Annotated in this window: 11 protein-coding genes; 1 reads left to right on the top strand and 10 read right to left on the bottom strand. The window is 69.3% G+C overall.

The genetic code is table 11. The features are described 5' to 3' along the window. Positions 1-71 precede the first annotated feature (71 nt). The 4 genes from OG251_RS30455 to OG251_RS30440 all read right to left on the bottom strand — a co-directional run bounded on the left by OG251_RS30455 (position 72) and on the right by OG251_RS30440 (position 4,655). Positions 72-749, bottom strand: coding sequence for a response regulator transcription factor (locus OG251_RS30455; RefSeq protein WP_326680101.1), 678 nt, complete (start codon positions 747-749; stop codon positions 72-74). Next, positions 746-1,909, bottom strand: coding sequence for a sensor histidine kinase (locus OG251_RS30450; RefSeq protein WP_326680100.1), 1,164 nt, complete (start codon positions 1,907-1,909; stop codon positions 746-748). The genes OG251_RS30455 and OG251_RS30450 overlap by 4 nt, the downstream gene beginning before the upstream one ends. Beyond that, positions 1,906-2,424 (bottom strand): DUF1453 domain-containing protein, encoded by a 519-nt coding sequence (locus tag OG251_RS30445; RefSeq protein ID WP_326680099.1) that lies wholly within the window; start codon positions 2,422-2,424, stop codon positions 1,906-1,908. The genes OG251_RS30450 and OG251_RS30445 overlap by 4 nt, the downstream gene beginning before the upstream one ends. Positions 2,425-2,522: 98 nt before the next feature. Next, positions 2,523-4,655: a DNA gyrase/topoisomerase IV subunit B gene (locus tag OG251_RS30440; RefSeq protein ID WP_326680098.1), complete on the bottom strand. Its 2,133-nt coding sequence runs from the start codon at positions 4,653-4,655 to the stop codon at positions 2,523-2,525. Positions 4,656-5,098: 443 nt separating this feature from the next. On the opposite strand from OG251_RS30440, the gene OG251_RS30435 reads away from it, so the two are divergent. After that, complete coding sequence (locus tag OG251_RS30435; RefSeq protein WP_073721947.1) at positions 5,099-5,332, top strand: DUF7455 domain-containing protein; 234 nt, start codon at positions 5,099-5,101, stop codon at positions 5,330-5,332. 104 nt (positions 5,333-5,436) lie between these two features. On the opposite strand, the gene OG251_RS30430 is transcribed toward OG251_RS30435, so the two are convergent. The 6 genes from OG251_RS30430 to OG251_RS30405 form a co-directional block, all read right to left on the bottom strand. Continuing rightward, the gene (locus tag OG251_RS30430) at positions 5,437-6,267 is read right to left on the bottom strand and encodes a S1 family peptidase (RefSeq protein WP_326680097.1); all 831 of its coding nucleotides are present in this window, start codon (positions 6,265-6,267) and stop codon (positions 5,437-5,439) included. Positions 6,268-6,429: 162 nt separating this feature from the next. After that, positions 6,430-7,977 carry an RNA polymerase sigma factor gene (locus tag OG251_RS30425; protein WP_326680096.1) on the bottom strand — a complete coding sequence of 516 codons (1,548 nt, stop codon included), beginning with the start codon at positions 7,975-7,977 and terminating at the stop codon, positions 6,430-6,432. A gap of 322 nt (positions 7,978-8,299) precedes the next feature. After that, entirely contained in the window at positions 8,300-9,187 is an 888-nt protein-coding gene (locus tag OG251_RS30420; protein ID WP_326680095.1) for a FadR/GntR family transcriptional regulator, read from the bottom strand. A gap of 160 nt (positions 9,188-9,347) precedes the next feature. Further along, entirely contained in the window at positions 9,348-11,084 is a 1,737-nt protein-coding gene (locus OG251_RS30415; RefSeq protein ID WP_326680094.1) for an ATP-binding cassette domain-containing protein, read from the bottom strand. A gap of 182 nt (positions 11,085-11,266) precedes the next feature. Then, positions 11,267-12,031 carry an NUDIX hydrolase gene (locus OG251_RS30410; RefSeq protein WP_326680093.1) on the bottom strand — a complete coding sequence of 255 codons (765 nt, stop codon included), beginning with the start codon at positions 12,029-12,031 and terminating at the stop codon, positions 11,267-11,269. 158 nt (positions 12,032-12,189) lie between these two features. Continuing rightward, a complete protein-coding gene (locus tag OG251_RS30405) occupies positions 12,190-12,426 on the bottom strand; it encodes a hypothetical protein (protein WP_326680092.1) in 237 nt (78 codons plus the stop codon). Positions 12,427-12,496: the final 70 nt, after the last annotated feature.

The raw sequence follows: 12,496 nt of genomic DNA, 5'->3' as shown, positions 1-12,496 counted from the left end.
CCTTGGCCGCGCAGCCAACCACGGGCAGATCGGGAAGATCCCGGACACATCATTCGTCGGGCTTCACCTCTTCAGGTGACGGAAGATCCGGACAGGCGCGCGAGTCCCCGAACGTACGCATAGCGCACCGCCTGCGCTCTGTCGCGCACCCCCGTCTTGGCGAAGAGGTTGTTGATATGGGTCTTCACCGTCGCCTTCGAGATGTGCAGGCTGCGGGCGATCTCGGGATTGGACAGTCCCTCGGCGGCGAGCACGAGCACCTCGGCCTCACGGGGCGTCAGCCCGTCGGGCAACTCCGCCGAGGCGTCCCGGACGTCCGGGACCGGGGCCGCGGTGACCCGCTCCACCAGACGCCGCTGCACGGTGGGGGACAGTCCTGCCTCGCCCGACAGCACCGCCTCGATGGCCCGCACGATCTCTTCGCCCCGGGCGTCCTTGGTCAGATAGCCGCGTGCTCCGGCCCGCAGCGCGGCGAGGAGCGAGTCGTCGTCCGCGAAGGTGGTGAGCACCACGACCTGCGTACCGGGGTACTCCCGGCGGATACGCCGTGTCGCCTCCACCCCGTCACAGCGGGGCATCCGCAGGTCCATCAGGACGACATCCGGGGCGAGCTCGGCCACGAGCCGGACCGCCTCGTCCCCGTCCTTCGCCGATCCGATCACCTCGATTCCGGGCAGCAGCCCCAGCAGCATGACGATGCCTTCGCGGACCACCGACTGATCGTCGGCGACCACTACCCGCGCGCTCACGCGGGCACCCGCAGATTCACCACGAACCCCTCCTCACCCGGCCCGGCGTCCAGCGTCCCGCCGAGCAGTTCGGCGCGCTCCCTCATTCCCAGCAGACCGTAACCGGAGCCGCTGACAGCCAGCTCGTCCGCGGACCGGCAACCACCCGAATCGCGTACTTCCAGGGCGATCGCGTCAGGCAGGTACTCCAGCGTCACGAGCACGGTGGACCCCGGCGCGTGCTTGCGAGCGTTGGTCAAGGCCTCCTGCGCCACCCTCCTGATCGCCTGGGAGGCTTCCACCGGCAGGTGCCTGCGCTCTCCCCGCACCGTCACCCGGGCCGGTTCGGCGACCGTCAGATGGCGCAGGAAGTCCTCCACCGGGGTCATCTCCCCGCGCAGCGCGGAGAGCGCCTGTCTGGTCTCCGTGAGCCCTTCCCCCGCCATGGACCGGGCGGCGACCACCCGTGCCAGAACCCGATCCCGGAACTCGCCGGGCGGTTCCCGCTCGATCAGCAGCCGGGCCGCCTCCAGATGCACGAGCTGCGCGGAGAGGCTGTGGGCAAGCACGTCGTGGATCTCGCGGGCGATCCTGGAACGCTCGTCCAACGCGGCCGTCCCGGCCTCCGCCACCCTCGCGGCCCGCTCCTGCTCCAGAAGCCGCTGACTGTTGCCGCGGGCCTCCGCGTCGAGCCGCAGGACATATCCCGCAAGGCAGAGCCCCCCGGTGGTGACCGCCGTGGTCAGCCACCCGTCGCCCTCGACGACCGCGTAGGCGCCGAGGGCCACCAGCGTGGACGGCACGGCCGCGCTGAGCGGCAGCCGCTCCAGAGCCGTGACCGCACATCCGCACCACAGCACCGCGGCGAGCATCCCGGCCCCCGCTTCCTGTGCTCCGAACGCCGCGAGCAGGAGGAGCACCAGCAGCGCAAGCGACGGCCACAGGCGGTGATGCAGAGTGGTACGGAGGAAGGCCCGTGCGGCCACGGCGCAGCCTGCCACTCCCAGCAGGCCGGTCACGATCCCCCAGGGCCCGAACCCCGTGTCGTTGTAGGTGCTCCAGAGCAGACCCGCCGCCACGGCTATCCGCACGGCCCACCCGATCATGGCCCGGTGGGGGGTCCGGTTCATCCTGGCGAGGGCTTCCCGGGAGGGCCAGCTCGTCCAGGCGCTGCGGGTCACACGCGGTCCTTCCAGACCGAATGCGCCGATATGCCCTCGGCGGCGACACCGTACGACGGACACATCCGCCGGGCCCGCCAGGTCAGCACCCCACCGCGTGCGAACAGCGTCATGGCGAGTGCGGCCAGCAATGCGGCGGTGCCCTGGTGGATGCCCAGCAGCAGCGCTCCCCCGGCGAGAGCCGCCCGCAGAGCCACTCCGCCGGTCCATACGAAGACGGTGGCTCCGGTGCCTCGGCTCCACAGCGTGCCGTCCTGCTCGCGCCACAGCCGGGCAGTCCAGCCCCAGCCGGCGCCGGTGACCAGTCCCACCAGGAGTCCGGCCCCGAGAATCACCAGGGACAGCGCCTCGTGGCGCGGATCGGTCAGCCCCTTCTCACGCACGGAGAGAACAAGCAGAACGCCCGGCAGAAGCCACCAGCGCTTGTCCTCGGCGATCCGCCGCGCGGAGAACTGGCGGACCACGACGAGAGCGATGACGGCGACGATCACCAGGACGTTGAAGAGCCCGGACATGGCAGCCTCCGAAGTGCGGGAAGGTTCATCGCCTTCGACGCTACGGAGTCGCCGGGGCCGGCAGATCGGCCCGGGGGTTGATCGTGGGTGGAGACCTGTCAGACGTCGATGCGCGAGCGGTCCAACGTGGCCGCCGAGCTGGTGATGAACTCCTTGCGGGGGGCGACCTCGTTGCCCATGAGCAGATCGAAGACCTGCTCGGAGGATTCCAGGTCCCCGATGTTGATCCGTCGCAGCGTGCGGTGGCGCGGGTCCATGGTGGTCTCCGCCAGCTGGTCGGCGTCCATCTCGCCGAGACCCTTGTAGCGCTGGATCGAGTCCTTGTACCGGACGTTCTTGCGCTGGAGCTCCAGCAGCGTCTGGCGCAGTTCACCGTCGGAGTACGTGTAGATGTACTTGTCCTGGCCCTTCTTGGGCTGGACCAGCTCGATCCGGTGCAGCGGCGGAACCGCGGCGAACACGCGTCCCGCCTCGACCATCGGACGCATGTACCGCTGGAAAAGGGTCAGCAGCAGGCATCGGATGTGGGCGCCGTCGACATCGGCGTCGACCAGCAGGACGATCTTGCCGTAGCGGGCGGAGTCGATGTCGAAGGTCCGCCCGGACCCCGCCCCTATGACCTGGATGATGGCGCCGCACTCGGCGTTCTTGAGCATGTCCGAGACGGATGACTTCTGGACATTGAGGATCTTGCCCCGGATCGGCAGCAGGGCCTGGAACTCACTGTTCCGGGCCAGCTTGGCCGTACCGAGCGCCGAGTCGCCCTCGACGATGAAGAGCTCGCTGCGGTCCACGTCGTCGCTGCGGCAGTCGGCGAGCTTGGCCGGCAGCGAGGAGGACTCCAGTGCGGTCTTGCGGCGCTGGGCGTCCTTGTGCTGACGTGCCGCGATGCGTGTACGGGCGGCTGCCACCGCCTTTTCGAGCACCGCCCTGGCCTGGGCCTTGGCGTCCCGCTTCGTCGAGGTCAGGAACGCCTTGAGCTCCTTGGCCACCACATTGGCGACGATCCGGTTGGCGGCCGAGGTGCCGAGCACCTCCTTGGTCTGCCCTTCGAACTGCGGTTCCGCGAGCCGTACGGTGACGACCGCCGTGAGGCCTTCCAGGGCGTCGTCCTTGACGACGTCGTCCTCGGCCACCCGCAGCATCTTGGCGGAGCGCAGCACCTCGTTGACCGTCTTGGTGAGCGAACGCTCGAATCCGGTCACGTGGGTGCCGCCCTTGGGGGTGGCGATGATGTTGACGAAGGACTTGACGTTGGTGTCGTACCCGGTGCCCCAGCGCAGCGCGATGTCGACACCGAGCTCACGGGTGACCTCGGTCGGGGTCATGTGCCCACGATCGTCGAGGACCGGGACCGTCTCCTTGAACGTACCCGTTCCGGTCAGGCGCTGGACGTCGCAGACCGCCTTGTCCTGAGCCAGGTACTCACAGAATTCGCTGATCCCGCCGTCGAAACGGAAGACCTCTTCCGTCTTGCCCTCGCCATCGATCCCTCGCTCGTCGCGCACGACGATCGTGAGGCCGGGGACGAGGAACGCTGTCTGGCGGGCCCGCTGGTACAGGTTCTCCAGGTTGAGCTTGGCGTCCTTGAGGAAGATCTGGCGGTCCGCCCAGTACCTCACCCGGGTACCGGTACGGGTCTTCGGAACCCGCTTCCCCTTGCGCAGGCCATTGGCCGGATCGAACGGGCTGTCCGGCCCCTGCTCCGTGAACATGCCGGGGACGCCGCGCCGGAAGCTGATGGAGTGGGTCGCGCTGTTGCGGTCGACCTCGACGTCCAGGCGGGCGGAGAGCGCGTTGACGACGGAGGCGCCCACACCGTGCAGGCCGCCCGAGGCCGCGTAGGAACCGCCGCCGAACTTGCCGCCGGCGTGCAGCTTGGTCATGACGACCTCGATGCCGGACAGACCGGTCTTGGGCTCCACGTCGACCGGGATGCCGCGACCGTTGTCGCGCACCTCGACGGACGAGTCGTCGTGAAGGATGACCTCGATGTTGTCGCAGTACCCGCCGAGTGCCTCATCGACCGAGTTGTCGATGATCTCCCAGAGGCAGTGCATGAGGCCGCGGCTGTCGGTGGACCCGATGTACATCCCGGGGCGCTTGCGAACCGCCTCGAGCCCTTCGAGCACGAGAAGGTGCCGCGCGGTGTAGTTGGAGCTGTCCCTGTCCACGGCGCCGCCTGCTCCGGTCAGCAGCGCAGTGGACGGCACGGACGTATCGGCGGTCACGCGGTTCGCTCCTCGCTGAATTTCATTTGGGGCCCAAGTGGGTAAGGGCTCGGCTTCGGTAGCCGCTGAGAGCCTACCGAGGCCTGGTAGAGCGGTTGTAACGCCACCCTCGGGGAATCCTCATGCTAGTCGAGCAACTTCCAGGCTCGCATGAATGTTCGATCATTCGTTGGAGTGACGTGCACATCACGTTCCCTTCGAGGCATGAACCATTTAGGCTCCGGGCACGTCCTCATGAACAACCGGCAAGCCGGCCGGCGGACCGACCCAAGACAAGCAACGCGAAACCGTAGCGCTACGCAATACGGCACATTCGCCGCCAACCGTCAACAGACAGCCATCCCGAGAAGAAGTTTCGAAGAAAAGCCACGAGCGGGAACGTTTTCGGCCTGGTTGGATGTTGACCCTGGTACGACAGCTCGTCGAGCTAGAGAAGAGGCGACGTGACTACTGTTCTGACCCCCGCGAGCCCGCTGACCGCAGCAGACCGCTGTGACCGTTGCGGCGCCCAGGCATATCTGCGCGTCGTCCTGATCAGTGGCGGTGAACTGCTCTTCTGCGCCCACCACGGACGCAAGTTCGAGCCGGAACTCAAGAAGATCGCCGCGGAAATACAGGATGAGACGGATCGGCTCACCGCCGTACAGGCCAGTGCCGCCGAAGAGGAACAACACTGAGACCTCGCATCCACGACGAGCCAGGGGCCGGTCCAGGACCGGCCGACGGGCGACTCCCCGATGAGGGGGAGCCGCCCGTTCTCGTCGTTCCGCGGCCCTTCCGCTCAGATCCGGCCCGCCGCCCAGCCGACGGCGGCGGAGATCCGGGTGTACACCCCCGGGCTGTCGGCATGCCCGCACCCGCTGCCCCAGGAGACCAGGCCCACAAGCCGTCCACGGGCCACCAGAGGCCCGCCACTGTCTCCCTGGCATGCGTCGTGCCCGCCCTCCGGATCGCCCGCACAGAGCATCGCTGAGGCGTCGTAGGCGCCCTCCTGGCCGCCCGGGTACGCCCGGGCGCACTCACTGTCCGGGAGAACCCGGACACGGGCGGAGCGCAGAGCTGACGCGTATGTCCCGCCGCCGGTCGTGTCGCCCCACCCGTAGACCACCGCATCGGTCCCCGTGGCATAGGCGGCGTCGCCCTCCCGGGCCATCGCGATCACGCTGCTCTCCGGCAGGGCCGTGGCCAGAGTGAGCACCGCGAAGTCACCGGCATTCGTGTCGGGGTCGTACCCCGGATTGGCCCAGGCCTCCCGTACCGGAATCTCCTGACCACCGGAACCGCGCAGCTGGTCCCGGCCCGCGATGATCCGCAGATCGCGCACCTGGCCCACGTCCCCACCGAGCACCTCGCCGCTCAGACAGTGGGCGGCCGTCAGCACCTTCGTCGGGGCCACTGCCACCGCACCGCAGAACTGACCGGCGCGCGTACCTCCGAACCGGTCACGGCTCGACAGGGCCACCACCCAAGGGCTTTCCGCCACGGTGGCGGGCTGCCCGCCGATGATAATGGTGTCCGCGGCCGCGGCGGCCGGGGATCCGAGCGGCATCAGTGCCGCCGCGACGGCCAGGGCGAGCGCCCCCGTCAGGGCGGGGGCGACGGTGCGGGACATGGGAACTCCTGACTCTACGGTGGACAAGGTTCACTCAGAGTTGTCCAGTGCTGAGGTGCCCGCACCCGCACAGAGCACACAGAGCGACACAGGCCGAGGGCCCGGCTCCCCCTGGGATACCGGGCCCTCGGCCTGTGCATCTCGCTCTGTTCGACCTGCGGCCTAGTCGAGGTAGTCGCGCAGCACCTGGGAACGCGACGGGTGACGAAGCTTCGACATGGTCTTCGACTCGATCTGACGGATGCGCTCACGCGTCACGCCGTAGACCTTGCCGATCTCGTCCAGCGTCTTCGGCTGACCGTCGGTGAGACCGAAACGCATCGAGACCACGCCGGCCTCACGCTCCGAGAGCGTGTCGAGCACCGAGTGCAGCTGCTCCTGGAGGAGCGTGAAGCTGACCGCGTCCGCCGGGACGACCGCCTCGGAGTCCTCGATCAGGTCACCGAACTCGCTGTCGCCGTCCTCACCCAGAGGGGTGTGGAGGGAGATCGGCTCGCGACCGTACTTCTGGACCTCGATGACCTTCTCAGGGGTCATGTCGAGCTCCTTGGCCAGCTCCTCCGGGGTGGGCTCACGGCCCAGGTCCTGGAGCATCTGGCGCTGCACGCGCGCGAGCTTGTTGATGACCTCGACCATGTGCACCGGGATACGGATGGTGCGGGCCTGGTCGGCCATGGCGCGGGTGATCGCCTGACGGATCCACCAGGTGGCGTACGTGGAGAACTTGTAGCCCTTGGTGTAGTCGAACTTCTCGACCGCACGGATCAGGCCGAGGTTGCCCTCCTGGATCAGGTCGAGGAAGAGCATGCCGCGGCCGGTGTAGCGCTTGGCCAGTGAGACGACGAGCCGGAGGTTGGCCTCCAGCAGGTGGTTCTTGGCGCGGCGCCCGTCCTCGGCGATGATCTCCAGCTCGCGCTTGAGCTTCGGCGCGAGCTTGTCCGAGTTCGCCAGCTTGTCCTCGGCGAAGAGCCCCGCCTCGATACGCTTGGCGAGCTCGACCTCCTGCTCGGCGTTGAGGAGAGGGACCTTGCCGATCTGCTTCAGGTAGTCCTTGACGGGGTCGGCCGTGGCGCCGGCGACGGCGACCTGCTGGGCAGGCGCGTCGTCCTCGTCGTCGTCGGAGAGGACGAAGCCCTTGTTCTCGCCCTCGCCCTCCTCTTCCTCGCCCTTGCCGGCCTTGACTTCCTCGGCCGCCTCGTCACCGTCGAGGAGCTCGTCGTCCTGCTTGCCGGACTTCTTCGTCGCTGTCTTCTTGGCCGCGGTCTTCTTCACCGCGGTCTTCTTGGCAGCCGTCTTCTTGGCAGCTGCCTTCTTCGCGGGAGCGGCCGCAGTGGCGTCGTCGGCCACCGCGTCCGCGCTCCCGGCCGTCGAAGCGGGAGAGGCCGCGACGGTCCTCGTCACGGTCGTCTTCGCCGCGACAGTCTTGGTGGCGGTGCGCTTGACCGGGCTCTTCGCTGCGACGCTCTTGCGGGCGCGCTTCGGCGACTCCGCGGCACTGACCATCAGCGTCACACCCTCTTCCTCGAGGATCTGGTTGAGGCTGCGCAGAACATTCTTCCACTGGGTTGGCGGAATCTGGTCAGCCTCGAAGGCCCGACGCACGTCATCGCCGGCGATCTGCCCATCAGCCTTTCCCCGCTCGATGAGCGCCATCACAGACTCGGACTCGGCGATCTCCGGCGGGAGCGTACGGGATGTGCTGGCCGACACGAACAACCTCTCGGAACGATGGAAACGGCTTCCGGCCCGGCCCTGGAGAGGGCTGGAACCGACGACCGTCGACTGGGGATGTCGCCGACGGCGCGGGTTTGGCCTCAGAACTGCACAGCGCCCTGAATGGCTGCTGTATTCCTTCCGCGACGGTCACCTCTTAAGTCATCGCACTGTTTCGAGGAGTGTTACGCCCAATCCGCGTGGCCCGAGTCACACCTCATTTGCGACGAACAGTGCCACGGGTGACATCCCCCCACAATTGTGCCGCCGGACCGAGGGTCCGGCGGCACAGGGTCCATGCACCCCGGCCGTGCTGTGGTCAGTGCTCGCGCGGCGCGGGAACCACCCGCTCCACCTCCGGGTGGACGACGAGCAGTTGACGCATGGCCGCCTCGGCGCCCGCGGAATCGCCGGAAGCGAGGGCATCCACGATCCGGGCGTGGTGGGCAACCGACGCCTCGGTCGGGCGGTCACAGCCAGTGACGGGTGAGCCCGAGACATGCAGAGCCGCCGAGACGATCCCGGAAAGGTGCTCCAGCATCCGGTTGCCCGCGGCCTGGATGAGCAGGGAGTGGAACTCGGCATCGGCCCGGGAGAACGTGATCCCGTCCCCCTGCCCCAGGGCGTGCCCCATGATCTCGACCATGTCGCCGAGCCGCTGCTGAATGTCCTCACGGCCGTGCCCGGCCGCCAGCCTGGCCGCGAGCGGCTCAATCGTCCAGCGGAGCTCGGCCAGCTCGCGACGCTGGTCGTCACGCTGGGGGCCGAAGGCCCGCCATTCGATGATGTCGGGGTCCAGCAGATTCCAGTCACTGACCGGCCGCACCCGGGTACCCACATTGGGGCGCGCGCTGACCAGGCCCTTGGCCTCCAGAACGCGCAGGGACTCACGTACGACGGTGCGGGAGACCTCGAAACGCTGGCCGATCTCCTCGGGAACGAGCGGTCGGTCGGCGCCCAGATCACCGGAGACGATCATCTGACCCAACTGCTGAACGAGTTGGCCGTGGAGGCCGCGTCCACGGCTGGCCGATCCGCGCCGGCCGGCTCGCCCCAACTCGGAATCGGGACCGCCCCAGGAGCGGATCGCGGCGCGCTCGCCGGCCGGCGCCTCCGCATAGGGATAGCGGTCGAGTTCGCCCGACCCAGCGAGGCCGGAGTCGGCGGAGCGGGCGGCGGTCATCATGGTGTGCGCAAGGGTACTCACGCATCCTTTGTCGGCCTGGCGCGCCCGCCCCTTGAGGTCTTTGGTGAAAAGCACACGAAAGGGTGATCGGCGCTGGCCCCGCAATTGACGACATAATGTCACAAAACCGTCAATTCCAAGGGAGTTGCGCCCGCCGTACGGCTCACTGGGAACGTTGTGGTCACCAACGCGCCCTGCCGCGAAGGCTGGTGAACAGATACGCGCAGATCAGGGCCGACAGCGACAAGGTGAGCGCCGCCCCCACGGGCTGCGCCACGACCCGCGCGATTGCCAGGACCCATCGGTCCGCCTCGTGCGGAAGCTGCCACCAGGCCAGCTCCCGCAGTCGGGCCGGCAGTCCTGCGATCGATCGCGCCGATGGACCCGCCAGAACCTTCTGGACGAGAGGAACGATGAGTACCGGAACAGCCAGGACCGCGGCGACTCCGGCTCCGGCCACCCGGAAGACCCCCGCCGCCAGCAGACCGGCCCAGGCACAGCCGACAGTGAGGCCCGCCCAACTCGCGGCGAGTGGGACAGCGTTTGCCGGGACCTCGATCAACTCCTGGCCGTAGGCGAGGCGAAGGGCCTGTGCGTCGCAGAGCACGACGAGCGAGGCGAGCAGGAGGGCGGTGCCCGCCGTGACCGCCAGCTTGGCAAGAAGCAGCCCGAGACGCCTCGGGACCGTCCCACGGCCCGCGGCCAGCGCCGGATACCTGTACTCGTCCCCGAAGGAGAGGGCACCCAGCAGTCCGGCACCGAGCGCCGCGGGAGGAAGCGGCAGCAGGGCGGGCCAGGCGGCCAGGAGGTGCGACAGCGGCGTCCCGTCCGTGCGGGCGAGAAGAACCGCGGAGCCTGCCGACGCCACCAGAACAGCCACCATGATCATGGTCGTTGTTCTGACACCGAAGAGGCGGCGCAGTTCGTAGCGCAGGGGGCGGAGCGGTCCGCGGGCGGGCCGTACCGGGATCGGGGGCGGCAGTTCGGAGAGGGCGACGGACGACGCCTGCCGCGGTACGGCCGCGGCCTCCGGGGCGGCCGCGGGACCGGCGTCGCCGACCTCATCGGCAAGTTGATGAACCGGAACACCGTGCCTGAACGCCGTGTCCCCGATCTCGGCGCAGCTGCTGCCGTACACCGCCAGACGGCCGCTCGCCTCGGCCACCACCTCCACGGAGCGCTGGGCGGCGCGCGCCTCACGGCTGACCACTGCGGCAAGCCTGGCGGCGTGCGGTGTCCGGACAGCGACGCGGGGGCGCAGCCGGGTGCGGGAGAAGTCGGCGACGTCCTGGTCCGCGACGAGGCGCCCGCCGTCGATGGTGACGACGCGGTCAGCGGTGCGGGCGGCCTCCTTGGGATCGCTGACGGCACACAGGACCGTGCCCCCCTGAGCCGCGTGGGCGCGCAGCAGCCCGTACAGCCAGCTGTTCTCCCGCGGCGAGAGCCCTTCCGCCGGCTCGTCGAGGAGGAGCGTGTGCGGATCGCCCAGGAGTGCGGACGCGAGACCGAGCCGACGGTCCATTCCGACCGAGAGGGTGCCGATGCGCTGGTCCCCGAGTCCGGCGAGGCCGACGACTTCGAGCACCTCATCGGCCCGGACCGCGGGCACACCGGCAGCGGCGCAGAGCATACGGAGCTGGCCGCGGCCCGTCCGGGACGGGTGGCCCGGCACGTCACCGAGGAGTACGCCCACTTCCCGCGCCGGGTGGGCGATGCGGTGCAGCGGCCGGCCCCGGAAGTAGGTGACGCCGCGCCCGGAGTCGAGTTCGAGCATCAGGCGGAGTGCCGCGGTCTTGCCGGAGCCCGGAGCGCCGAGCAGTGCGGTGACACGGCCGGGCCGGGCTTCGAAGGTCAGATCGTCCACGGCGGGCAGGGCGTCGCGGCGGGGGTTGCTGGTGAGTCCGATGGCCTGGAGCATCGCTTCTCTCGCGTTTCTCGCGGAAGGTGAGACCGCTCGGCGGCAGGTGGGTACCGCAGCAACATAACGCGATATTTAGGACTTTTTGTGCAGCTACGGACCGGCGGGTGTTCCGCAGGTACGGGCGGGACACCGCGATCGGCGTCGCGGGTTCACGCCCCGGCTCGTGAACCCGCGGTGTGTCAGACCTCGGGCCTCAGCATCGGCGGGTTGAGCACAGTGGCCGCACCGGCCCGGAACAGCTGCGCGGGGCGACCTCCCTGCCGGGTGGTCGTCCCTCCGGAGGGCACCAGGAAGCCGGGCGTGCCGGTGACCTTGCGGTGGAAGTTCCGGGGGTCGAGAACCACGCCCCACACCGCCTCGTAGACCCTGCGCAACTCGCCGACAGTGAACTCCGGCGGACAGAACGCCGTGGCCAGCGACGAATACTCGATCTTGGAACGGGCCCGCTCCACCCCGTCCGCGAGGATCCGCGCATGGTCGAAGGCCAGCGGTGCCGACTGTTCGCCGTCCCGGCCCAACCCGTCATCGGGACGGAGTACATCGACGACGGACGCCCAGCGCGCGCTGTTCGCGTCACCGCCCGCGCGAGGCGCGGGAAGATCCGGGGCGAGCGCGAGGTGGGCGACGCTCACGACCCGCATCCGGGGGTCGCGCGCCGGATCCCCGTAGGTGGCGAGCTGTTCGAGGTGGGCACCGTTGCCCACCGCCGGGGTCTCCGGGTCGTGTGCGCAGAGTCCGGTTTCCTCGACGAGCTCACGCGCGGCCGCGGCTCCGAGGTCCTCGTCCTCCCTGACGAACCCGCCGGGCAGTGCCCACCGGCCCTGGAACGGCGGCTCCCCCCGGCGCACGACCAGCGCGCAGAGTTCGTGACGGCGCACCGTGAGCACGACCAGGTCCACGGTGACGGCGAAGGGCGGGAACGTCGACGGGTCGTAGGGCGGCATGCCGCGATCATAGTCGTCTGCCTGACGATAAACACTCCATTCGTCATCCTCGCGACGCGGAATCCTGCGGGCTGTGGGGCAGTCCCGCCCGGAGCCCGGAGGGGCCTTCTTCGATCACCCCGCCGAGGCCGATTCGGCTGATCCGTGCCGCGGAGTGCTCACCCCCCATGTGCGGTCCGGAGGCGCGCACCGGACCGGGTCCGCGCCTGCCCCGCCCTCGGCGCCGCCCCGCAGGGCCGGATGCCGCCCGGATCCACCGGGGCCGGGGCACGTGCCCACATCGCGGGAACGCGCCACGGCGTCCGGACGGTCTCCATGACCTGCTCGTTGATCCACTCGGCCACCTGCTCGTCGACCGGGTCCGGGGGCTCGGAGCAGAACAACAGTGGGGGCATCGGGGTCATCCGCGCCGCCCGTGCGCTCGCAGCCGCGGTATCCGCAGGGCGACGGACCGTACAGCCTCCG

The sequence above is a fragment of the Streptomyces sp. NBC_01237 genome, assembly GCF_035917275.1.
Taxonomy (GTDB): domain Bacteria; phylum Actinomycetota; class Actinomycetes; order Streptomycetales; family Streptomycetaceae; genus Streptomyces.
The sequence above is the reverse complement of the archived record's forward strand: the minus strand, read 5'-3'. Positions and strand labels throughout refer to the sequence as shown.

Coding starts and splice junctions, on each gene's coding strand:
- OG251_RS30445 (WP_326680099.1), bottom strand. CDS start 2,424: ATGTCCGGGCTCTTCAACGTCCTGGTGATCGTCGCCGTCATCGCTCTC.
- OG251_RS30430 (WP_326680097.1), bottom strand. CDS start 6,267: ATGTCCCGCACCGTCGCCCCCGCCCTGACGGGGGCGCTCGCCCTGGCC.
- OG251_RS30415 (WP_326680094.1), bottom strand. CDS start 11,084: ATGCTCCAGGCCATCGGACTCACCAGCAACCCCCGCCGCGACGCCCTG.
- OG251_RS30410 (WP_326680093.1), bottom strand. CDS start 12,031: ATGCCGCCCTACGACCCGTCGACGTTCCCGCCCTTCGCCGTCACCGTG.
- OG251_RS30405 (WP_326680092.1), bottom strand. CDS start 12,426: ATGCCCCCACTGTTGTTCTGCTCCGAGCCCCCGGACCCGGTCGACGAG.